Consider the following 23907-nt stretch of genomic DNA (forward strand, 5'->3'; position numbering starts at 1 on the left):
CCCCCCCCCCGCGTCAGCGGCGGCGGGGCGGGATCCACTCCAGGCGGGTCCTGACGCGGGTGTCCGTCACGAACTCCAGGGCGGCCAGGGCCGTCTCGCGGGGGGCGCCGTCCGGGTCGCCGTCCGCGAGGACCGCCGCCAGCGCGTCCACCGCGCGGGGGTCCCGGCGGATCGCGAGCCCCCGAGCCGCCTCCGCCGCCGTCTCCGGGTCGGGGTCGGCGAGCCGCTCCGCCAGCGCCTCCCGCACCAGCGGCGTGTCGTCCGGCAGTTCGGCGAGGGCCAGCACCGCCCAGTCCCGCACCCGCGGGTCCCCGTCCCGGCTCAGCCCGAGCAGCACCCCCAGGGCGTCCACGTCCCCGGCCGGCACCAGTCCGGCCAGCGCGCCCGCAGCCGCCCGCCGCACCTCCGGGTCCGGGTGGGCCGCGGCGTCCAGCAGCTCCGGCACCGCCGAGGGGTCCGCGCACGCCCCGAGCGCCGTCACGACGGAGAGGACCGGTTCGCGCGCCGGCCCCGTCACCTCGGCCGCCAGCCGCCGCAGCACCGGCACGGCGCTCTCCGCGAACCCCGGCAGGGCGCCCAGGACCCGCGCGCCGAGCGCCCGCCGCAGCGGGTCGCGGTAGGCGCACCAGGCCGCCGCCGCCGCGAAGGTCTCCTCGTCGGCCCGCCCGGCGAGTTCGGCCACCGCCGTCGTCCAGTCGTCGAGCTCCGGGTCGCCCCGGCGCAGCGCCCGCGCGGCCAGCTCCTCGTGCGGGGTGCGCCGGCCGAGCGCCGCCTCCAGCAGGGTCGCGACGGCCGCGTGCCCGGTCTGGCGCTCGTCGCCGCGTCCGGGCCGGCCGTCCTCCCGCAGCAGCTCGACGACGACGGTCACCCCGCCGTCCTCCCGGACCCGACGGACCGCCGCCTCGTACGTCTCCCCGCTGTCGTTCCCCGCGACCAGGCCGCGCCGCAGCTCGGCCGCCATGTCCACGCCGATCCACCGCCGGGCCTCCCGCAGCGCCGGCACCGCGCCCCCCGCGCCGTGGTCGAGCAGCGCCCGCACGCAGGCGGTGGAGCCGCGCCGGGCGGCCGCGGTGAGCGGGGGGAGCGCGTCGGGCCCGGGGCGGTCGGGGTCGGCGCCGTGGTCGAGCAGGACCCGGACGGTCTCCGCGTGGCCGAGCCGGACCGCCCAGGCGAGCGCGGTGAAGCCGAACTCCTCCTCCTGGTCGGGCGGCGCGCCCGCGGCGAGCAGGGCCCGCACGGTCCCGGCGTGTCCGCCGCAGGCCGCCCCGCACAGCGGGAGGTCGCCGCCGTCCGGGCCGCTCGGCCGGGCGGGGTCGGCCCCGGCGGCGAGCAGCAGCCGCACGATCCCCGGCTCGTCGGCGACCGCCGCCCGGTAGAGGGCGGTCTCCCCGTCGGCGGCGGCCTCGGGATCGGCTCCCGCCCGCAGCGCGCGGACGACCGCGTCCTCGTCCCCGTCCCCGATGGCCTCGAACAGCGTGCTCATGCACCGACCCTGACCCGCCGCCGGGTCCTCGCGCAAATCGTCCCTCGCCGGGCTCAGGGCTTGCGCGCCTCGATGAGGAAGCGGGTGGTCGTCGCGGTGAACGGGCCTTCACGCCCGATCCGTTCGTGCAGCTCCCGCAGCCGGTCCCGGTACGCCTCCACCGTGAAGCCCGGCACCATCCAGATCACCTTCCGCAGGAACCAGACGACCGCGCCCACGTCCCGGAACTCGGTCCGCAGGGACTCCGCCCGCAGGTCCACCACCTCCAGGCCGGCCGCCTCGGCGTCCCGCCGCGCGTCCTCGGGGTGGCGGGCGCGGCGGACCTCCTCCGGCAGCGGTCCGAGGAAGTACTCGACCAGCTCGAAGACGCTGGCCGGGCCGACCTGCTGGGAGAGGTAGGTGCCGCCGGGGCGCAGCACCCGGGCGACCTCGGCCCACCACACGGTCACCGGATGGCGGCTGACCACCAGGTCGAAGGCGGCGTCGCCGAAGGGCAGCGGCGGCTCGTCCTCGTCGTGGACGACGACCGCGCCGAGCGGGTGCAGCAGCCGGGCGGCCTTCGCCACGTTCGGCGGCCAGGACTCGGTGGCCGCGGTCAGCGGCGGCAGCTTCCCGGCGCCGGCCAGCACCTCGCCGCCGCCGGTCTGGACGTCCAGTGCGGCCGCGGCCCGGCCCAGCCGCTCGCCCAGCAGGCGCTGATAGCCCCAGGAGGGGCGCTCCTCGGTGGCCCGTCCGTCGAGCCAGGAGAAGTCCCAGCCCTCCATCGGCGCGGCCTCGGCCTCCGCCACCAGTTCCTCGAAACTCCGTGTCATGTCCGTATTGTCCCGGCCGGGGGCGGGGGAGGCACGGGATTTTCACCCGGCGCAGTCGAGGACCGTCCCGCACAGCCGGCAGCGGGCCCGCAGGGTCCGCCCGGCCGGGACGCGCAGCCGCTGGCGGCAGACGGGGCAGGGGAAGGCGACCCCGGCCGCCGGGGCGCCGCCGTCGAAGGCGTACGGGGCGCCGGGCGCGGCCCGGCCCAGGCGCCGCTCGTGAGCGTAGCGGCGCCGGTGCGTCCAGCCCGCCCCGGCGAGCGGGGGGAGCCGCCGCTCCCGCTCGGCCTCGGCCCGGCCGCGCCGCCACGCCTCGTACGCGACGGCGCTGGTGAACCACGGCGAGGGGTCCTCGCCGAAGAGTTCGGCGCGCTGGGCGAGGACCCAGCCGAACTCCTCCGGCGTCAGGTAGCCGAGCTTCTGGCTCTCGGCGCCGTCCTGCCGGAAGGCGTCGAGAAGCAGCCAGCCCGCGCCGAGGTACGAGGTCACGACGTCGGTGAGGATCTCGTTGCGCGCGGTGCCGGGGAAGCCGAGGCCGAGCCGGTGCAGCAGGACGTGGGTGAGCTCGTGGGCGAGGGCCGCGCCGATGTCCCTCGGGCGGGCCCGGAAGCGCTCGTTGAGCTCGACGGCGTACTCGGGTCCGGCACCGGGCTCGACGGTCGCGGCGTGCTCCATCGTCCGGAAGGTCACCACCGCCGGGGCCTCCGGCAGGCGCAGGTGGCGCACCAGGACACCGGCGACCCGGGTGGCGCCGAGCAGGGGGTCCTCGCCGGCGCCGAGGGCCACGTCGGAGGCGGCGACGCTGACCGGGTAGCGGGCGACGCCGGCGGGGCCGACGCGCCGGTAGAGCGCGGTGAGCGAGGCCCGTACGTCCTCGCGGTGGGGGAAGCCGTGCTCCACCCCGTGGGCGTCCCGGCCGACCCGGTCGGCCGCGCGGCGGTCCGTCATGCGCGCTCCCCTCCCGGTCTACTGTACGACCGGTACGCGATGTCTGGCCGAAAAGGCTTCCTTGTGGCGGCAGTTGGGAGCTGTCCATAATCCGGACATGCCTTGACGGGCGCATGTCATGCCTGACTCCGGTCCGGCACCGCCTGCGCGACCCGCCGTCGGGGCCGCACCCCCCATGCGCCAACCCCCCACACGAGAGAAGGCAGACCGTGCAGAACCGACTCGTCCGCACCCTGCAGAAACTCGCCGCCGCCGGTGCCGTCGCCCTGGCCGCCCTCAGCCTCCAGCCCGTCTCCTCCGCGACCGCGGCCCCCAACCCCGTCGTCGGCGGCACCCGCGCCGCGCAGGGCGAGTTCCCCTGGATGGTCCGGCTCTCCATGGGCTGCGGCGGCTCCCTGATCAGCCCGCAGGTCGTCCTCACCGCCGCCCACTGCGTGAGCGGCTCCGGCAACAACACCTCCATCACCGCCACCGCCGGCGTCGTCGACCTCCAGTCCTCCAGCGCCATCAAGGTCCGCTCCACCAAGGTCCTCCAGGCCCCCGGCTACAACGGCAAGGGCAAGGACTGGGCGCTCATCAAGCTCGCCAGCCCCATCACCTCGCTGCCCAACCTGAAGATCGCCGAGACCACCGCCTACAACAGCGGCACCTTCACCGTGGCCGGCTGGGGCGCGGCCCGCGAGGGCGGCTCCCAGCAGCGCTACCTCCTCAAGGCCAACGTCCCCTTCGTCTCGGACGCCTCCTGCCAGGCCTCCTACGGCAGCGACCTCGTCCCGTCCGAGGAGATCTGCGCCGGCTACAGCCAGGGCGGGGTCGACACCTGCCAGGGCGACTCCGGCGGCCCCATGTTCCGCAAGGACAACGCCGGCGCCTGGATCCAGGTCGGCATCGTGAGCTGGGGCGAGGGCTGCGCGCGGGCCGGCTACCCCGGCGTCTACACGGAGGTCTCGACCTTCGCCGCCGCGATCAAGTCGGCCGCGGCCACGCTGTAACCCTCTCCCGGACCGGGCCCCGGGGCGGCACAGCGCCCCGGGGCCCCTCCGCGTGCGGCCGGTCCCTCAGCCCAGCTCCACCGCCCCGGGGCCGTCGCCCGCCGGCTCCAGCTCCAGCACCCACACCTCGTTCGCGCCCTCGCGCAGGACCGGTCCCGGTACGAACAGCCCCTCCTGAGGCCCCGCCGCCGGCCAGTACCGGCCCAGGCAGAAACCGTTCACCCAGACGAAGCCCCGGCCCGCGCCCGGCAGCCGCAGCTCCGCGTCCCCGGCGCCCGCGACCTCCACCGAGGCCCGGTACAGGCCCCGCCCGCCGGACCTCTCCGCCGCCTCCCGCAGCGGCACCCGCCCCACCGCCTCCGGCGTGAAGGCGTCCAGGCGCAGCCCCCGGGCCCGCACCCCGTGCACGTACTGCCGCTCGTGCAGCAGCCCGCCGGTGATCCCCTTCGGCTCGGCCAGCCGCGGCCCGTAGTTCACCCGCCCCAGCGACTCCACCCACAGCTCCACCACGGCCGGACCCGCCACCGGTTCCGGCAGCACCGCCCCCTCCTCCGCGAGCACCCCGGCGAAGACGCCGTCCACCCACACCTGCGCCCGGTCCCGCAGCCCCCGCACCGCCAGCGGATACGGCTGCCGCGGCCCCGGCACCAGGAACCGGTAGCGCACCAGCCCCCGGTCCACGCCCAGCTCCTCGAAGGACGGCGGCGCCCCCGCCTCGACCTCGGCCCCGCCCAGTTCCTCCAGCACCGCGCCGAGCGGCGCCCACCCCGCGAAGCCCGCCCGCACCGGCGCCGCGAGCCGGGCCGGCGGCTCCGGCACCCCGGGCAGCGGTCCCGCCGCGTACGGCGCCAGCACCTCCCGGAAGCGGTGGAACTTCTCCGTCGGCCGGCCCCACTCGTCCACCGGTGCGTCGTAGTCGTACGAGGTCACCGTCGGCAGCAGCCGCCCGTCGTGCAGGTCCCCGGAGCGGTTCGCGCCCGCCCAGCCGCCGAAGTTCGAGCCCCCGTGCGCCATGTAGACGTTCACCGAGGCCCCGCACTCCAGGACCTCCCGCAGCGCGTCCGCCGCGTCCGCCGCCTCCCGCACCGCGTGCTCCGTGCCCCAGTGGTCGAACCAGCCGCACCAGAACTCCATGCACATCAGCGGCCCCGACGGGCGGTGCCGGCGCAGCGTCGCGAAGCCCTCCCGCGCACCCGAGCCGAAGTTCGCCGTCGCCAGCACCCCCGGCACCGAGCCGCCCGTCAGCATGTGGTCCTCGGGCCCGTCCGAGGTGAAGAGGGGCACCGTCACCCCGCACTCCCGCAACAGCCCCGCCAGCCACTCCAGATAGCGGGCGTCACTCCCGTAACTCCCGTACTCGTTCTCCACCTGGACCATCACCACCGGGCCGCCCCGGTGCACCTGCCGCGCCACCACCTGCGGCAGCAGCCGGCGGAACCACGCCTCCACCCGCTCCAGGAACTCCGGGTCCCGGGTCCGCACCCGCCGGCCCAGCGGCCCGGTCAGCCAGTGCGGCAGCCCGCCGTTCTCCCACTCGGCGCAGATGTACGGCCCCGGGCGCACCAGCGCCCGCATCCCGGCCGCCGCCACCGCGTCCAGGAAGCGGCCCAGCGCCTCCGGATCCGCGTACCGGCCCGGCTCCGGCTCGTGCAGGTTCCACGGCACGTACGTCTCGACGCAGTCCAGGCCCATCGCCCGCAGCATCCCGAGCCGGTGCCCCCAGTGCCCCTCGTGGACCCGGAAGTAGTGCAGCGCCCCGGACAGCAGCCGCACCGGCCGTCCGTCGAGCAGAAAGTCCTCGTCACCCACAGCGAACGTGCTCATGGCCCCACCCTCGCCCCCTGGCGGCGGGCCGGTCCATGGACAAAGATCGTCGCAGTTTGGACGTTAGAAGAAGGCGCGAAGAGGCGGGGCTCGCGGATGTACCACACCTGGATGCGCTACTTCACGCCCGGACCGGTCCACCACCGCCTCGGCCTCGTCTGCCTCGGCGTCGGACTCCAGCACGGCCGCCTCCCCGTCGTCGGCCCCCGCACCCTCGACCACCACGTCGCCGTCGTCGTCTCCGCCGGCGGCGGCTGGTACCGCTCCGCCGACGGCCGCCGCACCCCCGTCACCGCCCCCGCCCTCCTCTGGCTCACCCCCGGCGTCCCGCACCACTACGGCGCCGACCCCGCCACCGGCTGGGACGAGTCCTTCGTCGACTTCACCGGCCCCGCCGCCGCCACCTACACCGAGCTCGGCTACATCGAACCCGACCGGCCCGTCGTCCCCCTCTCCGACGCCGCCCCCGCCCGCGCCGCCGTCGCCCGCATCGCCCGCGCCGCCCGCCCCGGCAACCCCCTCCTGGAGGTCGAGACCGCCGCCGCCGTCCACGAACTCCTCGTCGCCCTGCGCCGCGCCCGCGCCGACACCGACGCCGAGGGCGACCCCGTCCTCACCGGCCTCGCCCGCGACGCCTTCCGGCCGCTCTCCGTCGCCGAGCACGCCGCCCGGCACGGCATGACCGCCGCCGAGCTGCGCACGGCCGTCCGCCGCGCCGCCGGGTGCAGCCCCAAGGACTACCTGCTCACCGTCCGCCTCGGCCGCGCCAAGGAACTCCTCGCCGCCACCGAGCTGCCGGTCGCCGCCGTCGCCCGCCGCGTCGGCTACGACGACCCCGCCTACTTCTCCCGGCTCTTCACCCGAAGGGTCGGACTCGCCCCCGTCCGCTTCCGCGAGCAGCAGGGCCGCGCCGTCCACGGCGGCTGGAGCGACCGCGTTCCGGATCCCGAACACCCGCCGACCCTCACCGGGGACTCCGGATAGGCTCGCTGACCATGAGCGACACCAGGAACGACTCCAGCGACATCGATCCCGCCGTCCGCGCCGAGCTCACCCGGCTGCGCGAGTCGATCGACAACATCGACGCCGCTGTCGTCCACATGCTCGCCGAACGCTTCAAGTGCACCCAGCAGGTCGGCGTCCTCAAGGCCGAGCACCAGCTGCCGCCCGCCGACCCGGCCCGCGAGTCCCGCCAGATCGCCCGGCTGCGCGAACTCGCCGAGAGCGCCAAACTGGACCCGGCCTTCGCGGAGAAGCTCCTCAACTTCATCATCGCCGAGGTCATCCGCCACCACGAGACGATCGCGGACGGAGCACGCTGATGGCCCGCGTCACGGTCTTCACCCTCGGAGGGACCATCTCCGCGCGAGGCGGTGACGCGGCCCGCATGACCGGCCCCGAGGTCCTCGCCTCCCTCGGCGCCCCCGAGGACGTCGAACTCCGCGACTTCCGCCGGCTCCCCTCCTCCTCCCTCGCCCCCGAGGACCTCGCCGCCCTCGCCCGGGAGGTGAACGCGGCCGTCGACGCCGGCTCCGGCGCCGTCGTCGTCCAGGGCACCGACACCCTGGAGGAGACCGCCTTCCTCCTCGACCTGCTCTGCCCCACCGAGCGCGCCCCGATCGCCGTCACCGGCGCCATGCGCCGCGCCGACCTGCCCGGCGCCGACGGCCCCGCCAACCTCGCCGCCGCGCTCGCCGTCGCCGCCGACCCCGCCTGCCGCGGCCTCGGCGTCCTCGTCGTCCTCGCCGACGAGATCCACGCCGCCCGGCACGCCCGCAAGACCCACACCACCTCGGTCGCCACCTTCGCCTCGCCCGGCGCCGGCCCCCTCGGCACCGTCGTCGAGGGCACCCCGCGGATCCTCCTCCGCCCCGCCGTGCCCAGCGCCCCCTGCCGGCTCTCCTACGACCCCGGGGTCCGGATCGCCCTGCTCACCCTGAGCCTCGGCGACCGCGGCGAACTCCTCTCCGCCGTCGACGACCGCTTCCAGGGCCTCGTCGTCGCCGCCTTCGGCGCCGGCCACGCCCCCTCCTGGCTCGTCGGCCCCCTCGCCGAGACCGCCCGCCGCATCCCGGTCGTCCTCGCCTCCCGCACCGGAGCGGGCACCGGCCTCAGCGACACCTACCGCGGCCCCGGCTCCGAGCACGACCTCCTCCACCACGGCCTGATCCCGGCCGGCCCGCTCGACCCCGCCAAGGCCCGGCTGCTGCTCGCCGCCCTCGTCTCCAGCGGCGCCGCCGGACCCGCGGGCTACGACCGGCCCCGGATCACCGCCGCCTTCGCCCACCTCGACGGCACCGGCCTCGCCTGACCCCCCGGGGCTCCCCGGACGGCCCGCGGGGCACCACCCCTGCCCGCCGACCGGACGATCGGGCAGCATAGGGCCCATGTCCGTATTGACGCGCGACGAAGCGCAGACCCGTGCCCAGCTGCTCGACGTCCACCGGTACACGGTGGACCTCGACCTCACCGACGGCGACGAGACCTTCGGGTCCACCAGCCGCGTCCGCTTCACCGCCCGCGCCGCCGGGGACACCTTCGTCGAAGTCAAGCCGGACACCCTGCACTCCGTCACCCTCGACGGCGAGTCCCTCGACCCCGCCGCCCTCGCCGAGAACCGGTTCCCGCTCACCCTCACCGAGGGCGAGCACGAGCTGACCCTCACCGCCACCATGCGCTACTCGCGCACCGGCGAGGGCATGCACCGCTTCCTCGACCCCACCGACGGCGAGTCCTACACCTACACCCAGCTCTTCATGGAGGACGTCCAGCGCGTCTTCGCCGCCTTCGACCAGCCCGACCTCAAGGCCGTCTTCGAGGTCTCCGTCACCGCCCCCGAGGGCTGGACCGTCCTCTCCAACGGCATCACCGAGCGCCGGGAGGACGGCCGCTGGACCGCCGCCGCCACCCCGCCGATCTCCACCTACCTCGTCTGCGTCGCGGCCGGCCCCTGGCACTCGGTCCGCACCGAGCACGCCGGACTGCCCTTCGGCATCCACTGCCGCCGCTCCCTCGCGCCCCACCTCGACGCCGACGCCGACGAGATCATCGCCGTCACCAAGGCCTGCTACGACCGCTACCACGAGAAGTTCGACGAGCCCTACCCCTTCGACTCCTACGACCAGGCGTTCGTCCCCGAGTTCAACGCCGGCGCCATGGAGAACCCCGGCCTCGTCACCTTCCGCGACGAGTTCGTCTACCGCTCCGCCGTCACCGCCACCGAGCGGATGACCCGCGCCATGGTCATCGCCCACGAGATGGCCCACATGTGGTTCGGCGACCTCGTCACCCTCCGCTGGTGGGACGACATCTGGCTGAACGAGTCCTTCGCCGAGTACATGGGCTACCAGACCGTCGCCGAGGCCTGCTCCGACCTCTTCGCCGACCCCTGGACCGACTTCGCCGTCGCCCGCAAGTCCTGGGGGTACGACGCCGACCAGCGCCCCTCCACCCATCCCGTCGCCCCGGACCCGGAGGCCGTCCCCGACACCGCCTCCGCCCTCCTCAACTTCGACGGCATCTCCTACGCCAAGGGCGCCTCCGCCCTGCGCCAGCTCGTCGCCTGGCTCGGCGAGCAGGACTTCCTCGCCGGCATCAACATCCACTTCAAGCGCCACCGCTTCGGCAACGCCACCCTCGCCGACTTCATCGACAACCTCGCCGCCGCCACCGACCGCGACGTCCACGCCTGGGCCGAGCAGTGGCTCCGCACCACCGGCGTCGACACCCTCACCCCCCGCCTCACCGGCGAGGGCAACCGCTGGGACCTCGCCGTCGACCGCGAGGGCAGCCGTCCCCACCGCATCCGGGCCGGCCTCTACGACCGCCGCCCCGACGGCGAACTCGTCCTGCGCGAGCGCGTCCTCCTCGACGTGCCGCAGCAGGAGCCCGCCCGCCTCACCGGCCCCCGCCCCGCCCTCGTCGTCCTCAACGACGGCGACCTCACCTACGCCAAGCTCCGCTTCGACGAGGTCTCCGAGGAGGCCGCCCTCCGCGGCCTCTCCCGCATCCCCGACCCGCTCACCCGCGCCGTCGTCTGGAACAGCCTGCGGGACATGGTCCGCGACGGCGCGCTGGAGCCCGCCGCCTACCTGGAGACCGCCCGCGCCCACCTCCCCGAGGAGACCGAACTCGGCATCGTCCAGGGCGTCCTGGCCTTCGCCCGCACCCAGCTCGCCGACCGGTACGTCCCCGCCGAGCACCGCCCCGCCGCCCTCGCCACCCTCCGCGAGATCGCCCGCGCCCTGCTCCGCCGCACCGAGGACGGCGAGGAGCCCGGCCTGCGCCTCACCGCCGTCCGCACCCTCGTCGACAGCGCCACCACCCCCGACCAGATCGCCACCTGGCTCGACGAGGGCACCGTCCACGGCGGCCCCGAGCTCGACCCGGAGCTCCGCTGGCGGATCCTCGCCCGGCTCTCCGTCCTCGGCGCCGTCGGCGAGGCCGACCTCGCCGCCGAACTGGAGCGCGACCCCAGCGCCACCGGCCAGGAGGGCGCGGCCCGCTGCCGGGCCTCGCTCCCGGACCCGGAGGCCAAGGCGGCCGCCTGGGCCGCGATGTTCGACTCCGACGACCTGTCGAACTACCTGTTCACCGCCACCGCCCTCGGCTTCTGGCAGCCCGAGCAGGCCGAGCTGGTCCAGGAGTACGTGGAGCGCTTCTACGACGCGGCCGTCGCCCTCGGCGACCGCCGCGGCCCGGCGATGGCCGGGGCCGCCGGCCGGGACGCCTTCCCCCGCGACGCGGTCGACGCCGCCTCCCTCGCCCTCGGCGAGCGCCGGATCGCCGACGGCACCATGATCCCGGCCCTCCGCCGCAAGCTCGTCGACCAGCTCGACGACCTCGCCCGGGCCCTGCGCGTCCGCGAGGCCTGATCCCGTCCGAGGGGCCCGGCGCGCCAGGTCGCGCCGGGCCCCTCGGCGCGCCCCTCCGCAAGCCGGCGTCCCTCGTTCGGGTCATGTCACCGCGGTCGCCGGACAGGGCGCACCCGCTCGCGGCACGCTGTCGTCCATGCGTGCCGCACCCCCGCCACCCCTCGCCGCCCGGCCCACTCCGCTCAGCCGCCTCCTCGGGATCGCCCTGGACGCCCTGCGCACCGGCGCGGAGGAGCGCGGCGGCCCGCTGCCGGCCGGGGGCCCCGAGGCGGTCACGGCCCGGGTCCGCTCCGTCCTCGGAGCCGTCCTCCCCGAGACCGGCACCGGACAGGACGAGGCCCTGCGCACCCTGGTGCACCTCGTCGCCGCCGGCGCCGCCGACCCCGCCCACCCCCTCTGCGCCGCCCACCTGCACACCCCACCGCTGGCCGTCGCCGCCGCCGCCGACCTGGCCGCCGCCGCGCTCAACCCGTCGATGGACTCCTGGGACCAGGCCCCGGCCGCCTCCGCCCTGGAGGCCGAGGTCACCGCCGCCCTCGCCGGCGAGGTCTTCCCGGCGGCCGGCCGGCCCGACGCCCTCGTCACCACCGGCGGCACCGAGTCCAACCAGCTCGCCCTGCTCCTCGCCCGGGAGCGGCACGGCCCCGGCCTCACCGTCGTCACCGGCGCCAACGCCCACCACTCGCTGCGCCGCGCCGCCTGGCTCCTCGGCCTCCCCGAGCCGGTCGCCGTCCCCACCCCGAGCGGCGTCCTCGATCCGGAGGCCGCGGCCCGGACCCTCGCCGGCACGGACGGGCCCGTCCTCCTCTCCGCCACCGCCGGCACCACCGACGAGGGCCTGATCGACCCGCTGCCGCAGCTCGCCGACGCCTGCGCCGCGCACGGCGCCGACCTCCACGTCGACGCGGCCTACGGCGGCCCGCTCCTCCTCGGCAGCGCCCACCGCCACCTCCTCGCGGGCCTGGACCGGGCCCGCACGGTCACCCTCGACCTGCACAAGCTCGGCTGGCAGCCGGTCGCCGCCGGACTCCTCGCCGTCCGCGAGGCGGGCGACCTCGCCGCCCTCGCCCACACCGCCGACTACCTCAACGCCGGCGACGACACCGAGGCAGGCCTCCCCGACCTCCTCGGCCGCTCCCCGCGCACCACCCGCCGCCCCGACGTCCTCAAGGCCGCCGTCACCCTGCGCGCCCTCGGCCGCACCGGGCTCGGCGCCCTGGTGGACCTCTGTCTGGAGCGCGCCCAGGACCTGGCCGACCTGGTGGAGAAGGCCCCCGGCCTGGAGCTGAGGGCCCGGCCCGTCCTCACCACCGTCCTCTTCCGCCCCGCCGGCGCCGAGGACGCCCGGGTGGCCGGGATCCGGCGCGCGCTCCTCGCCGACGGGCGGGCCGTCCTCGGCCGCGCCGAGGCGGACGGCCGGCTCTGGCTCAAGGCCACCCTGCTCAACCCGCACACCACCCCCGACGACCTGGCCCAGCTCATCACCCTCGTGGAAGGCAGCAGCGACCGATGACCGGCAGCACCCCTCAGCAGGACCTCGACCGCCCGCACGATCTGGTGGGCGTCGGCATCGGCCCGTTCAACCTCTCGCTCGCCGCCCTCGCCGACGGCGTCCCCGGCGGGCTCGCCGCCACCTTCTTCGAGCAGCGCCCCGCCTTCCACTGGCACCCGGGCCTCCTCATCGAGGGCGCCACCCTCCAGGTCCCCTTCCTCGCCGACCTGGTGACCCTCGCCGATCCGGCCAGCCCCTGGTCCTTCCTCGGCTACCTGAAGTCCCGCGAGCGGCTCTTCCCCTTCTACTTCGCCGAGAAGTTCCACATCCAGCGCGCCGAGTACGACGCCTACTGCCGCTGGGTCAGCGAGCGCCTCCCCGGCCTGCACTTCGGCCACCAGGTCGACTCGGTCCGCTGGAACCCCGAACGGCGCCTCTTCGAGGTCGACTTCACCCAGCTCGACCAGGACGGCGAGGCCGCCGCCCTCGGCCGCGCCTACACCCGGAACGTGGTCCTGGGCGTCGGGACCGAACCGTACGTCCCCGAGCCGCTGCGCCCGCTCGCCGACGCCCCCGGCGTGCCGGTGGTCCACTCCGCCGACTACCTCGCCCACCGGGAGTCGCTGCTCGCCGCCGGGCACGTCACCGTCATCGGCTCCGGCCAGTCCGGAGCCGAGGTCTTCCTCGACCTGCTCCGGGGCCGCCCGGCCGGCGCCGAGCGGATCAGCTGGCTCTCCCGCACCGAGGCCTTCGCGCCCATGGAGTACTCGAAGCTCGGCCTGGAGCAGTTCACCCCCGACTACACCCGCTACTTCCACGCCCTGCCCGAGCAGGTCCGGGGCGAACTGCTGCCCCGCCAGTGGCAGTTGCACAAGGGCATCGACGTGGACACCCTCGCCGCCATCCACGACGAGCTCTACCGCCGCAGCCTGCACGGCGGCTGGCCCGACGCCGTCCTCACCCCCGGCGTCCGGGTCCGCACGGCGGGCCGGGTCGCCACCACCCAGGTCGAGCTGCACCTGGAGCACGTCCAGCAGGCCACCCGCTCCCGGCTCACCACCGACGCGGTCGTCCTCGCCACCGGCTACCGGGAGCGCCCGGTCGACCGGATGCTGGCCGGTCTGGACCCGTACCTGCGGCACGACGCGGCGGGCCGGGCGCGGATCGACGAGCGGTACCGGCTGGTCCTCGACCCGTCGGTCACCGGCGCGGTCTACGTGCAGAACGCCGAGCGGCACACCCACGGCGTGGGCGCCCCCGACCTGGGGCTCGCCGCCTGGCGCAGCGCGGTCATCCTCAACGCGGTGACGGGGAAGGAGCCGTACCCGCTGCCGCGCCGGACCGCCTTCACCCGCTTCGGCCTGGACGCGCGAGAGGCGCCGGGCATCCCGTCCCAGGGACGGAAGCTGACGCCCCTCGTGGAGCACTGAGCGACTAGAAGACCGGGGTGCCGTCCCGGGTCAGCTTCCAGTCCACGGACGCGAACAGCCCCGGGTCGACCGTCCCCTTGGCCTGCACCCACTGGATGATCGTGTTGCGGATCTCGTCCGAGTTCGCCCACAGCTGCTCGGCCCCGGCGACGTGCGGGAAGGCGCCGCCGCCGCTGGCGCGGTAGTTGTTGACGGCGAGGACGAACTTCGCGGCCGGGTCGAGGGGCCTGCCCTCGAAGGACAGGCCGGTGATCCGCTGTCCGGCCGGCTTCGCGATGTCGATCTCGTAGGTGAGCCCGGAGACGGCGTCGTAGTTGTAGTCCGGGGTGTTGTCCGCGTTGGTGAGCCTCGCGGTGTCGACGGGGGCGCCCGCCGGGGTCAGGACGTAGTACTTCGCCGAGTACTCCAGGTACTCCTTCAGCTGGGCGCCCGTCATCAGGCGGGCCTCCAGGGTGTTCTCGAAGGGGTAGAGCCCGGCGGCGTCCTTGATGGTGATCTCGCCGGCCGGGATGCGGGCGGTCCGGGAGAAGCAGGACGCCTGCGAGAGCACGGGCAGGGCGGCGTGCGCGCCGCCGGCCAGCGCGGCCTTCACGGTCTCGGTCTGGACGACGTTGATCAGGTCGATGATCGGCTCGTCCTTCCACGGCGCGTCGGCCGTGGTCATGGCGGCGGTGGAGGTGCCGATGACCGTGTTGACGTACGCGACGACCTTCCTGTGCTCGTCGGCGAGGAGCCCGGTGATCTTCGGGTCCTCCTCGACGGTGTTGGAGTTGAGGACCTGGGCGGCGACCTTCTCCACCGTCCAGCGGCCCTTCTCCCACACGAGGTCGAAGTCGAAGAGGGTGAGGCGCTGGCCCCACTTCAGCGGCTCGGAGAGGACGACCTCCTTGCCGGTCTCCTTGTGGGCGATCCGGTACTCGGGGATCTCGGTGTGGGCGTGCCCGACGAGGATCGCGTCGATGCCGGGGACCTGCTCGGCGACGAGTCCGGCCGCGTTCTCGACGTGCGGGAGCTGGTCGCCGTACGAGGAGGTGCCGCTGGAGCCGGAGTGGGCGGAGACGATCACCACGTCGGCACCCATGGAGCGCAGCTTCGGCACCCACTTCGCGGCCTGCTCCTCCAGGCCGGGGAAGACCATCTTCCCGCTGACGTTGGCCTTGTCCCAGATGGCGATGCCGGGGTTGGTCAGACCGAGGACCGCGACCCTGACGTCCTTGCCGTGCGGGGTGCGCAGCCGGTGGAGGCTGTACGGCGGGAAGGCCGGGCGCAGGGTCTTCGCGTCGAGCGCGTTGGCGCCGAGCAGCGGGAAGTCGCACTGCTCCTCGAACTTCCGCAGCACCGGGATGCCGTAGTTGAACTCGTGGTTGCCGAGCGCGGCGGCGTCGTAGCCGATGGCGTTCATGGCCTGGGCCATCGGGTGGACCGGGCCGCCCTTGCGGGTGATGGGGTCGACCTTGGCGTAGTAGTACGAGAGCTGGGTGCCCTGGATGGTGTCGCCGGCGTCGATGAGGAGGGTGTTGCGGCGGCCCTTCGCCGCGCGGACCTGGTTCACCAGGGTGGAGATCTTGGCGAGGCCGACGTCGTTGTGGGCCTTGTCGTCGAACTCCTTGTCCGTGAAGTAGTCCCAGTTGAGGACGTTGCCGTGCAGGTCGGTGGTGCCCATGACGGTGAAGGAGTACCGCTTGGCCGGCCTGGGGCCGCGCCCGTGGGCCGCGGCGGGGGAGGCGGCCCCGGCGGCGAGGGCGGCTCCGGCTCCGATGACGGCGGAGCTCTCCAGGAAGGTCCGGCGGTTCAGCGGCATGTGTCTCTCCTTGTTCCGTGGCGCTGCTTCGGGTGCACAACGCGCGTAGATTCTGGCTCAGACGCCACTGCCGCAACAGCCCTTTCGGGTTACGGAGTGGGAAAGTGTTCGTATGCCACCGATCCCCGGTCCGGAGGAGCCCGCCGTGACGCACGCCCACCCCACCCCCCCAGGCGCCGCAGGTGACGGTCCGTGGAGAGGGCCGCCTGGAGGTCGACCCGGAGCTGGCCCGGATCCGGCTCACCGTCTCCGCCCGGGGCGCCGACCGGGCCGCCGTGCTCGCGGAGCTGACCCGTCGCAACGCCGAGGTGCTGGAGCTGCTCAGGGCGCGCGGACCGGCGGTGGGCAGGGTGGAGACGGGCAGCTTCTCGATCGCCCCGGAGCAGCCGCGCCGGGGGAGGGGCGAGCAGGTGCGGGCCTACCGGGGGCGGGTGGGGATCGACGCGGAGCTGACCGACTTCACGGTCCTCGGCGAGCTGGTGCCGGAGCTCGCGGACCGGGACCGGACGGAGGTGGACGGGCCGTGGTGGGAGCTGCGCCCGGACTCCGAGGCGTACGCGCAGGCGCGCCGGCTCGCGGTGGCGGAGGCCGTGCGGCGGGCCCGGGCCTACGCGGAGGCGCTGGGCACCTCGCTGGGCTCACTCCTCGAACTGTCGGACGCGGGGCTGCCGGAGCCGGGCATGCCGAGGGGCGGCGGCTTCGCGCCGGTGATGGCCGGCTACGCGTCGGAGGAGGGGGGTGCGGCGCTCTCGCTCGACCTCGAACCGCAGCGGCGGACGGTCACCGCCGAGGTCGTGGCGCGGTTCACGATGCTGCCGCCCGCACTCTGAGACGAAGGGTCCGGGGGCGCGAAACATGCTCATCGGAGCACTCCGGCGCACAGATTCAAGTCTTGTCAACAACGTTTCACGGAAAGGTTGTTGAGTGGTCATGCCGTACCCACCGGCTACTGATGGGTAAGGCCCTAGGCTCGCCTCATGCGCCGAGCGAAAATCGTTTGTACCCTTGGGCCCGCCACCGAAACATACGACCAGATCAAGGCGTTGATCGAGGCCGGGATGGACGTGGCCCGCTTCAACCTCAGTCACGGCACCTACGCCGAGCACGAGGAGCGTTACCGGCGGGTCCGGAAGGCGGCCGACGAGACCGGCCGCAGCGTCGGCGTCCTCGCCGACCTTCAAGGCCCGAAGATCCGGCTCGGCCGCTTCCGCGAGGGTCCGGTACTCCTTGAACGCGGCGACGCCTTCGCCATCTCCGTCGAGCAGACGGAGGGCGACCGCCACTGCTGCGGCACCACCTACTCCGGCCTCGCCGCGGACGTCACCGCAGGTGAGCGGATTCTCGTCGACGACGGCCGGGTCACCCTGGAGGTCACCTCCGTCGAGGGCCCCCGGGTCAACACCCGGGTGGTCGAGGGCGGCATGGTCTCCGACCACAAGGGGCTCAACCTGCCGGGCGTCGCCGTCTCGGTCCCCGCGCTCTCCGAGAAGGACGTCGAGGACCTCCGCTGGGCGCTGCGGATCGGCGCCGACGTCATCGCCCTCTCCTTCGTCCGCTCCGCCCGGGACATCGAGGACGTCCACCGGATCATGGACGAGGAGGGCCGCCGGCTCCCGGTCATCGCCAAGATCGAGAAGCCGCAGGCGGTCGAGAACATCGAGGAGATCGTCGCCGCCTTCGACGGCATCATGGTCGCCCGCGGCGACCTCGGCGTCGAGATGCCGCTGGAGCAGGTGCCGATCGTCCAGAAGCGCGCGGTCAAGCTGGCGAAGCGGAACGCCAAGCCGGTGATCGTCGCCACCCAGATGCTCGACTCGATGATCGAGAACTCCCGGCCCACCCGCGCCGAGGCCTCCGACGTGGCCAACGCGGTCATCGACGGCACCGACGCGGTGATGCTCTCCGGCGAGACCAGCGTCGGCCGCCACCCGATCGAGACGGTGCGCACCATGAGCCGGATCGTCGAGGCCGCCGAGGAGGACGTCCTCGCCAAGGGCCTGCCGCCGCTGACCGAGCGGAACAAGCCGCGCACCCAGGGCGGTGCGGTGGCCCGCGCCGCCGCCGAGATGGGCGACTTCCTCGGTGCGAAGTTCCTGGTCGCCTTCACCCAGTCCGGCGACACCGTGCGGCGGCTCTCCCGCTACCGCTCGCCGATCCCGCTGCTGGCCTTCACCCCGGACCCGGCGACCCGCTCGCAGCTCAATCTGACCTGGGGCGTCGAGACCTTCCTCGGTCCGCACGTGGACTCCACGGACGCGATGGTCGCCCAGGTCGACGAGGAGCTGCTGCGGATCGGGCGCTGCGCGAAGGGGGACGTCGTGGTGATCACGGCAGGCTCTCCGCCCGGCGTCTCGGGCTCGACCAACCTGGTCCGGGTCCACCACATCGGAGACCCGCTCTCCTAGCCCCGGGCGCCTCGCGCACGCGGGGGGCGCGCCGGGAGGAACCCTGCCATCAGGCCTTCGGTGGCGGGGTTCTCGCGTTCCCGTCCGGCCGGCCGCGGCTTCCGCCCGGCACCCGCCGCGGGGAGCGGGATCGTGGGGGCTCCCGGGAGCTCCTCGCCGCCCCGTCGCGGACGGTGTCGCGGCCCCGGGCGATTCCCGACCGGAACGCCCGAGGAGTCTCATTCCTAGGAATCAAAGGTAATGTGCCCCGGGTGGGATTCGAACCCACGCTGGATGGTGTTTGAGACCACTGCCTCTACCGCTGGGCTACCGGGGCTTCCTTTGAAACAAAGGCCGATGATCACCCGCCGTGCCCCTACCTTACAGGAGGTGGGTAGGCTCTTGGGGAGCTGTATCCGCCTCGGAACGAGGCCATCGAACGAGGAGCCCGCGTGACTGCCCCCGAGTCGCCCCAGCCCGCCGACGACGCCGCCGCGTCCCACGTCCCGCCGCTGACCACCCGCGTCGTCATCGCCGAGGACGAGGCCCTCATCCGCCTCGATCTCAAGGAGATGCTGGAGGAGGAGGGCTACACGGTCGTCGGAGAGGCGGGCGACGGTGCCACCGCCGTCGAGCTGGCCCGTGAGCACCGCCCCGACCTGGTCATCCTGGACGTCAAGATGCCCGTCCTCGACGGCATCTCCGCCGCCGAGAAGATCGCCGGAGAGTCCATCGCCCCGGTCCTCATGCTCACCGCCTTCTCCCAGCGCGACCTCGTCGAGCGCGCCCGTGACGCCGGTGCCATGGCCTACCTGGTCAAGCCCTTCAGCAAGAGCGACGTCGTGCCGGCCATCGAGATGGCCGTCTCCCGCTTCGCCGAGCTGCGCGCCCTGGAGCAGGAGGTCGCCGACCTCACCCAGCGCCTGGAGACCCGCAAGCTGGTCGACCGCGCCAAGTCGGTCCTCCAGACCCAGTACGGCCTCTCCGAGCCGGCCGCCTTCCGCTGGATCCAGAAGACCTCCATGGACCGTCGCATGTCCATGCAGCAGGTCGCCGAGGCCGTCATCGAGGACGCCGAGGAGAAGAAGGCCGCGAAGGGGCAGTGACACCGGCCCCCGGACGACGAGGAGGCCCGCCCCGCGCGATGCGGGGCGGGCCTCTTCGTGCGCGCGGGGGTGTCAGTCCTCGCCGAGGTACGCCTTGCGGACGGACTCGTCGTGCAGGAGGTCGCCGCCCGTGCCCGAGAGCACGATCTTGCCGATCTCCATTACGTGACCGTGGTCCGCGAGCGCCAGCGCGGCCTGGGCGTTCTGCTCGACGAGCAGGATCGTGGTGCCCTGGGCCTTCAGCTCGGAGATGGTCGCCATGATCTTCTGCATCATGATCGGCGACAGACCCATGGAGGGCTCGTCGAGCATGAGCAGCTTGGGCTGGGACATGAGCGCCCGGCCCATGGCGAGCATCTGCTGCTCACCGCCGGAGAGCGTGCCGGCCGCCTGCTTGCGACGCTCGCCCAGGATCGGGAAGAGGTCGTAGGCGCGCTGCACGTCCTTGGCGATCCCGGCGCTGTCCTTCCGGAGGAAGGCGCCGAGGAGCAGGTTCTCCTCGATGGTCATGCGCGGGAAGATGTGCCGGCCCTCGGGGGAGTGCGCCAGGCCCAGCGAGACGATCTTGTGCGCGGGGATCTTGCGGAGGGACTTGCCCTCGAACTTGATCTGCCCGCCGACCGGCTTGAGGAGCCCGGAGAGGGTCCGCAGGGTGGTGGTCTTCCCGGCGCCGTTGGTGCCGATGAGGGTGACGACCTCGCCCGCCTCCACGGAGAAGGAGATGCCCTTGACGGCCTCGATCTTTCCGTAGGCGACGCGCAGGTCCTCGACTTCGAGCAGTGCGGTCATGCGTCGTTCTCCTTGCCCGGAGCGGCGTCCTTCGCGGCGTCCGCCGCGTCCGCCGGGGTGTCGTCGTCCGCGTCGGAGGCGTCCTCGGCCGGAGCGTCGTCCGCCGGGGTCCCCTCCTCCGCCGGAGCGTCGTCCGCCGGGGCCTCGTCCTCCGCCGGAGCGTCGGCGTCGGCCTCGGTCTCGGCCGCGTCCTCCGTCGTGTCCCCGGCCGCCGGAGCGGCGTCCTCGGCGGGCGCCGCGGCCTTCGGGGTCTCGTCGATCGGCTCGCCGAGGTACGCGGCGATGACCCGCTCGTCGCTCTGGACGGTCTGGCTGTCGCCCTCGATCAGCTTCTGGCCCTGCACGAGCACGGCCACCCGGTCGCACAGGTTGAAGATGAAGCGCATGTCGTGCTCGATGACGAGCACGGCGATGCCCATGTCCCGGATGGCGAAGATGAGTTCCTCGGCCGCCCGGGTCTCCTGCGGGTTCATGCCCGCCGTCGGCTCGTCGAGCAGGATCAGGCCGGGGTCGCTCGCCAGCGCACGGGCGATCTCCAGCTTGCGCTGCTCGCCGTACGGCAGGTTCTTGGCGAGGTGCTGTGCCTTGTCCGCCAGGCCGATGAACTCCAGGAGCTCCATCGCGCGCTTCTCGGAGGCCGCCTCGGCCCGCTTGAAGCCCGGACCGCGCAGCAGGGCGGACCAGAGGCCCTCCTTGGTGCGGGTGTGCCGGCCGACGAGCACGTTCTCCAGGACCGTCATGTTGTTGAAGAGACGGATGTTCTGGAAGGTACGGGCGATGCCGGCCGCGGTGACCTTGAAGGACTTCGGCGGCAGGACCTGGCCCTTGTAGCGGACCTCGCCCTCGGTGGGCACGTACAGACCCGTCAGGCAGTTGAAGAAGGTGGTCTTGCCGGCGCCGTTGGGGCCGATCAGACCGACGATCTCGCCGCTGTTGACGGTGAGGTTCACATCGCGGACGGCCGTCAGACCGCCGAAGCGCATGGTGACCCCGCGCGCGTCGAGCACGGTCTCGCGGGCGGCCGGCTCCGCGGTGGCGTCGGCCTTGGTGGTGGTCGTCGTCATGGTTCAGGCACCTGCCTTGGCGGGCGTAGCGGCCGGCTCGTGCGTGTCGTCGTTCTCGTGGAACTCCAGCTGACGCCGCTTGTCCGCGATGATGCCCTCCGGGCGGAAGCGCATGATCAGCACGAGCGCGACGCCGAACGCGAAGAGCTGGTACTCGCCCATGAACTGGAGCTTGTTCGGGATGAGGAACAGCAGGGCCGCGCCGACCAGCGGACCGCTCATCGTGCCCATGCCGCCGAGGACGACGGCCGCGAGCAGGAAGGCGGAGTTGGGCGGGATCGGACCGGCGAAGAGGTACTGCTCCGGGGTCACCGTGTAGGTGACGTGGGCCTGCACCGTACCGGCCAGACCGGCCAGACCGGCGCCGAGCGCGAAGGCGATCAGCTTCACGCGGAAGCCGTTGATGCCCATCGCGAGCGCGGCGGTCTCGTCCTCGCGGATCGCGACCCAGGCACGGCCGATGCGGGAGTCGCCGGAGCGCCGGAAGACCAGCACGACGACCGCCGTGATCAGCAGCATCAGGAAGAAGTAGTTCGCGAAGCGGCCGATGGTGAAGCCGGCGATGGTGTGCGGCTGCCCGAAGTCGAAGCCGAAGAGGTTCAGGTTCGGGATGGACGCGATGCCGTTGGAGCCGTTGGTGATGTCCGGGCCCGAGGTGCCGTCGGTGTTCATCACCGTGATGCGGAAGATCTCACCGAAGCCGAGCGTCACGATGGCGAGGTAGTCGCCGCGCAGCCGCAGGGTCGGGGCACCGATCAGGACGCCGAAGACCACCGAGGCCGCGGCGCCGACCAGGATCGCCGCCCAGAAGGGGAAGTGCACGCCGAACGGCGAGGTCGGGGCGCCCGAGACGAGGGCCGCCGCGTAGGCGCCGACGCCGAGGAAGGCGACGTAACCGAGGTCGAGCAGACCGGCGAGGCCGACGACGATGTTCAGGCCCAGGGCGACCGTGGCGAAGATCAGGATGTAGACGCCGAGCGTCGCGTACTGGTCGTCGGTCTGGGTGAAGGGGAACAGCGCCGCGGCGATGAACGCGCCCGCGATCGACAGGTTCTGGTGCTTCGAGGTGAGCTGCGTGGCCTGCTTGAGGAGACCGGAGGCGCCGATCGCGGCGAAGCCGAGGCCGGCCGTGATCAGGAAGCCGAGGAACAGCTCGTCGTACTCGGTGCCGATGCCGTAGGTGAAGACGCTGAGCGCCAGGCCGAGGACGACCGCGATGATCAGGATCTCGACGGCGGACGGCAGCGGCGGGAGCTTCTTCACCGCGTGGGGGGCGGCGAAGGCGGCCTTGACCGCGGTCCAGCGGTTGCGCCGGCTCTGCTTGTGCTGGTCCCAGCGGGTGTCCTCCGGGTCGACCGGCAGCACGGCCGGGCGCTTGAAGGGCAGGTCCAGGGCGGCGAGCAGGGTGACCAGGGTGGCCACCGCGAGCACCACGCCGCCGGGCTCCAGGTTGACCGGGCCGCCGAGCTGGACGCTGATCGCGGCGACGGTGAACCAGGCGGTGCCGAAGGTGGCCAGCGCGCCGAACTTGATCGCGCCGTCGGCACCGGCCGGCGTCAGCCAGCCGAGGCCCTTGACGCCGTACGAGGAGAGTGCGAAGAGGACGGTCAGCACACCGGTCACCAGGACCTGGAGCTGGAGTCCGGCCGGGTAGCCGTAGACGGTCAGGTCGCCCGGGAAGCGGGGGGTCCACGTCCAGGAGAGGAAGCAGCTCGCGACCGTCAGGGCGGCGCCGGCGAGGACGACGGCGCGGGCGGTCCGCTCGGGCAGGAGGCCGATCAGACCGCGGTCGGCGGTCTTCGCCGGCGCCGCCGCGGCGGGTGCCTGGGGGTTCTCGGAGATGGTGGTCATGGTGCTCACGCCCTGTCCGCGACGCGCTCGCCGAGCAGACCCTGGGGCCTGGCGAGGAGGACGACGATGAGGAGTACGAAGGCCCAGACGTTGGCCCAGGACTGGCCGCCGAGCTGCTCCATACCGGGGATCTGGTCGACGTAGGCGGTCGCCATGGTCTCGGCGACACCGAGGACGAGGCCGCCGATCATGGCGCCGTAGATGTTGCCGATGCCACCGAGGACGGCGGCGGTGAACGCCTTCAGTCCGAGGAGGAAGCCCATCTTGTAGTCGACGACGCCGTACTTGAGGCCGTACGCGACGGCACCGACGGCGGCGAAGATGGCGCCGAGGGCGAACGCGATCACGATGATGCGGTCGGTGTTGACGCCCATGAGCTTCGCGGTGTCCGGGTCCTGCGCCGTGGCCTGCATGCCGCGCCCGGTCCGGGTGCGCATGACGAAGAAGGCGAGGAAGGCCATGCAGATCGGGGCCGCGATGACGAGGAAGACGTCACCGGTCTGGATGGTGACCGGGCCCAGCTCGATGGGGCCGCCGGGGATCTGCGGGAAGGTCCGGGCGGACTTGGCCTCCGGGTACCAGACCCAGACGGCGTACTGCAGGGCGAGCGAGAGGCCGATGGCCGTGATGAGCGGCGCGAGCCTGGGTCCGCCACGCAGCGGACGATAGGCGAAACGTTCCGCTCCGACGGCTATGGTCGTCGCGACGATCACGGCACCGATGATCATGAGGGGCAGGGCGACCCACATGCTGGTGCCGCCGGGCAGGATGAGCCAGACCGTGAGGGCCCCGAAGCCGCCGGTCATGAAGATCTCGCCGTGGGCGAAGTTGATGAGCTGGACGATGCCGTAGACCATCGTGTAGCCGACGGCGACCAGCCCGTACATGGATCCCAGTAGCAGGCCGTTGACCAGCTGCTGCGGCAGTTCGTTCACCGCATTGTCCTCCGAGACTTTCGACGGATATGACACCGCGCGGGGTGCCGGTTGTGTGCGGCCCCCCGCGCGGTGAAAGGTGGTGCTGAGTGGGGTGGAGCTGAGGGTTCAGCTGCCGGAGT

19 protein-coding genes and 1 tRNA gene are annotated in these 23907 nt (G+C 73.6%); 10 read left to right on the forward strand and 10 right to left on the reverse strand.

The window, feature by feature from the left end:
- Positions 1 to 13: 13 nt before the first annotated feature.
- The 3 genes from IE287_RS20580 to IE287_RS20590 are packed head-to-tail and all read right to left on the reverse strand — an operon-like array spanning position 14 to position 3243.
- Positions 14 to 1483 (reverse strand): ankyrin repeat domain-containing protein, encoded by a 1470-nt coding sequence (locus tag IE287_RS20580; RefSeq protein WP_189850590.1) that lies wholly within the window; start codon positions 1481 to 1483, stop codon positions 14 to 16.
- Positions 1484 to 1536: 53 nt separating this feature from the next.
- Positions 1537 to 2295, reverse strand: a complete 759-nt coding sequence (locus IE287_RS20585; protein WP_189850591.1) for a methyltransferase domain-containing protein — start codon at positions 2293 to 2295, stop codon at positions 1537 to 1539.
- A gap of 42 nt (positions 2296 to 2337) precedes the next feature.
- The gene (locus IE287_RS20590; protein ID WP_189850592.1) at positions 2338 to 3243 is read right to left on the reverse strand and encodes a hypothetical protein; all 906 of its coding nucleotides are present in this window, start codon (positions 3241 to 3243) and stop codon (positions 2338 to 2340) included.
- Between the two features lie 209 nt (positions 3244 to 3452).
- Here IE287_RS20590 and IE287_RS20595 point away from each other — a divergent pair, with 209 nt between their 5' ends.
- On the forward strand, positions 3453 to 4235 hold the full coding sequence (locus IE287_RS20595) for a S1 family peptidase (RefSeq protein ID WP_189850593.1): 783 nt from the start codon (positions 3453 to 3455) through the stop codon (positions 4233 to 4235).
- 66 nt (positions 4236 to 4301) lie between these two features.
- On the opposite strand, the gene IE287_RS20600 is transcribed toward IE287_RS20595, so the two are convergent.
- Positions 4302 to 6059, reverse strand: a complete 1758-nt coding sequence (locus IE287_RS20600) for a glycoside hydrolase family 35 protein (RefSeq protein WP_189850594.1) — start codon at positions 6057 to 6059, stop codon at positions 4302 to 4304.
- Positions 6060 to 6155: 96 nt separating this feature from the next.
- On the opposite strand from IE287_RS20600, the gene IE287_RS20605 reads away from it, so the two are divergent.
- The 6 genes from IE287_RS20605 to IE287_RS20630 all read left to right on the forward strand — a co-directional run bounded on the left by IE287_RS20605 (position 6156) and on the right by IE287_RS20630 (position 13855).
- Positions 6156 to 7043, forward strand: coding sequence for a helix-turn-helix transcriptional regulator (locus IE287_RS20605; protein WP_189850595.1), 888 nt, complete (start codon positions 6156 to 6158; stop codon positions 7041 to 7043).
- An 11-nt stretch (positions 7044 to 7054) separates the two neighbouring features.
- Positions 7055 to 7381 carry a chorismate mutase gene (locus IE287_RS20610; protein ID WP_189850596.1) on the forward strand — a complete coding sequence of 109 codons (327 nt, stop codon included), beginning with the start codon at positions 7055 to 7057 and terminating at the stop codon, positions 7379 to 7381.
- Positions 7381 to 8370, forward strand: a complete 990-nt coding sequence (locus IE287_RS20615; protein WP_189850597.1) for an asparaginase — start codon at positions 7381 to 7383, stop codon at positions 8368 to 8370. Before IE287_RS20610 ends, IE287_RS20615 begins: the two co-directional genes overlap by 1 nt.
- Before the next feature lie 76 nt (positions 8371 to 8446).
- A complete protein-coding gene (pepN, locus tag IE287_RS20620) occupies positions 8447 to 10933 on the forward strand; it encodes an aminopeptidase N (RefSeq protein WP_189850598.1) in 2487 nt (828 codons plus the stop codon).
- Positions 10934 to 11069: 136 nt separating this feature from the next.
- Positions 11070 to 12446: a pyridoxal phosphate-dependent decarboxylase family protein gene (locus IE287_RS20625; protein ID WP_189850599.1), complete on the forward strand. Its 1377-nt coding sequence runs from the start codon at positions 11070 to 11072 to the stop codon at positions 12444 to 12446.
- A complete protein-coding gene (locus tag IE287_RS20630) occupies positions 12443 to 13855 on the forward strand; it encodes a lysine N(6)-hydroxylase/L-ornithine N(5)-oxygenase family protein (RefSeq protein ID WP_189850600.1) in 1413 nt (470 codons plus the stop codon). The genes IE287_RS20625 and IE287_RS20630 overlap by 4 nt, the downstream gene beginning before the upstream one ends.
- A gap of 4 nt (positions 13856 to 13859) precedes the next feature.
- Here IE287_RS20630 and IE287_RS20635 read toward each other — a convergent pair whose 3' ends face one another.
- Positions 13860 to 15656 (reverse strand): bifunctional metallophosphatase/5'-nucleotidase, encoded by a 1797-nt coding sequence (locus IE287_RS20635; RefSeq protein ID WP_189850601.1) that lies wholly within the window; start codon positions 15654 to 15656, stop codon positions 13860 to 13862.
- A gap of 182 nt (positions 15657 to 15838) precedes the next feature.
- Between IE287_RS20635 and IE287_RS20640 the strand changes: the two genes are divergently transcribed.
- Together IE287_RS20640 and pyk are read left to right on the forward strand one after the other, a co-directional pair.
- The gene (locus IE287_RS20640; RefSeq protein WP_189850602.1) at positions 15839 to 16486 is read left to right on the forward strand and encodes an SIMPL domain-containing protein; all 648 of its coding nucleotides are present in this window, start codon (positions 15839 to 15841) and stop codon (positions 16484 to 16486) included.
- A gap of 147 nt (positions 16487 to 16633) precedes the next feature.
- On the forward strand, positions 16634 to 18061 hold the full coding sequence (gene pyk, locus IE287_RS20645) for a pyruvate kinase (protein ID WP_189850603.1): 1428 nt from the start codon (positions 16634 to 16636) through the stop codon (positions 18059 to 18061).
- Between the two features lie 243 nt (positions 18062 to 18304).
- On the opposite strand, the gene IE287_RS20650 is transcribed toward pyk, so the two are convergent.
- Positions 18305 to 18377, reverse strand: a tRNA-Leu gene (locus IE287_RS20650).
- A gap of 115 nt (positions 18378 to 18492) precedes the next feature.
- Here IE287_RS20650 and IE287_RS20655 point away from each other — a divergent pair.
- The gene (locus IE287_RS20655; protein WP_189850604.1) at positions 18493 to 19146 is read left to right on the forward strand and encodes an ANTAR domain-containing response regulator; all 654 of its coding nucleotides are present in this window, start codon (positions 18493 to 18495) and stop codon (positions 19144 to 19146) included.
- Positions 19147 to 19218: 72 nt separating this feature from the next.
- Here the strand turns inward: IE287_RS20655 and IE287_RS20660 are convergent, their stop codons facing one another.
- From IE287_RS20660 to IE287_RS20675, 4 genes are read right to left on the reverse strand one after another with little or no spacing between them, the layout of a single operon-like run.
- On the reverse strand, positions 19219 to 19935 hold the full coding sequence (locus tag IE287_RS20660) for an ABC transporter ATP-binding protein (RefSeq protein WP_189850605.1): 717 nt from the start codon (positions 19933 to 19935) through the stop codon (positions 19219 to 19221).
- Positions 19932 to 20999 (reverse strand): ABC transporter ATP-binding protein, encoded by a 1068-nt coding sequence (locus tag IE287_RS20665; protein ID WP_189850606.1) that lies wholly within the window; start codon positions 20997 to 20999, stop codon positions 19932 to 19934. The genes IE287_RS20660 and IE287_RS20665 overlap by 4 nt, the downstream gene beginning before the upstream one ends.
- A gap of 3 nt (positions 21000 to 21002) precedes the next feature.
- Positions 21003 to 22859, reverse strand: coding sequence for a branched-chain amino acid ABC transporter permease (locus IE287_RS20670; protein ID WP_373307870.1), 1857 nt, complete (start codon positions 22857 to 22859; stop codon positions 21003 to 21005).
- Positions 22856 to 23785, reverse strand: coding sequence for a branched-chain amino acid ABC transporter permease (locus IE287_RS20675; protein ID WP_189850607.1), 930 nt, complete (start codon positions 23783 to 23785; stop codon positions 22856 to 22858). The genes IE287_RS20670 and IE287_RS20675 overlap by 4 nt, the downstream gene beginning before the upstream one ends.
- Between the last annotated feature and the right edge of the window lie 122 nt (positions 23786 to 23907).

This window comes from Streptomyces omiyaensis (genome assembly GCF_014650895.1).
Taxonomy (GTDB): Bacteria; Actinomycetota; Actinomycetes; order Streptomycetales; family Streptomycetaceae; genus Streptomyces; species Streptomyces omiyaensis.

Excerpts from the sequence above, each read along its gene's own strand:
- IE287_RS20615 (WP_189850597.1), top strand. The coding sequence starts at position 7,381 with ATGGCCCGCGTCACGGTCTTCACCCTCGGAGGGACCATCTCCGCGCGA.
- IE287_RS20665 (WP_189850606.1), bottom strand. The coding sequence starts at position 20,999 with ATGACGACGACCACCACCAAGGCCGACGCCACCGCGGAGCCGGCCGCC.
- pepN (WP_189850598.1), top strand. The coding sequence starts at position 8,447 with ATGTCCGTATTGACGCGCGACGAAGCGCAGACCCGTGCCCAGCTGCTC.
- IE287_RS20610 (WP_189850596.1), top strand. The coding sequence starts at position 7,055 with ATGAGCGACACCAGGAACGACTCCAGCGACATCGATCCCGCCGTCCGC.
- IE287_RS20590 (WP_189850592.1), bottom strand. The coding sequence starts at position 3,243 with ATGACGGACCGCCGCGCGGCCGACCGGGTCGGCCGGGACGCCCACGGG.
- IE287_RS20630 (WP_189850600.1), top strand. The coding sequence starts at position 12,443 with ATGACCGGCAGCACCCCTCAGCAGGACCTCGACCGCCCGCACGATCTG.
- IE287_RS20605 (WP_189850595.1), top strand. The coding sequence starts at position 6,156 with ATGTACCACACCTGGATGCGCTACTTCACGCCCGGACCGGTCCACCAC.
- IE287_RS20625 (WP_189850599.1), top strand. The coding sequence starts at position 11,070 with ATGCGTGCCGCACCCCCGCCACCCCTCGCCGCCCGGCCCACTCCGCTC.
- pyk (WP_189850603.1), top strand. The coding sequence starts at position 16,634 with ATGCGCCGAGCGAAAATCGTTTGTACCCTTGGGCCCGCCACCGAAACA.
- IE287_RS20660 (WP_189850605.1), bottom strand. The coding sequence starts at position 19,935 with ATGACCGCACTGCTCGAAGTCGAGGACCTGCGCGTCGCCTACGGAAAG.
- IE287_RS20635 (WP_189850601.1), bottom strand. The coding sequence starts at position 15,656 with ATGCCGCTGAACCGCCGGACCTTCCTGGAGAGCTCCGCCGTCATCGGA.
- IE287_RS20580 (WP_189850590.1), bottom strand. The coding sequence starts at position 1,483 with ATGAGCACGCTGTTCGAGGCCATCGGGGACGGGGACGAGGACGCGGTC.
- IE287_RS20600 (WP_189850594.1), bottom strand. The coding sequence starts at position 6,059 with ATGAGCACGTTCGCTGTGGGTGACGAGGACTTTCTGCTCGACGGACGG.
- IE287_RS20585 (WP_189850591.1), bottom strand. The coding sequence starts at position 2,295 with ATGACACGGAGTTTCGAGGAACTGGTGGCGGAGGCCGAGGCCGCGCCG.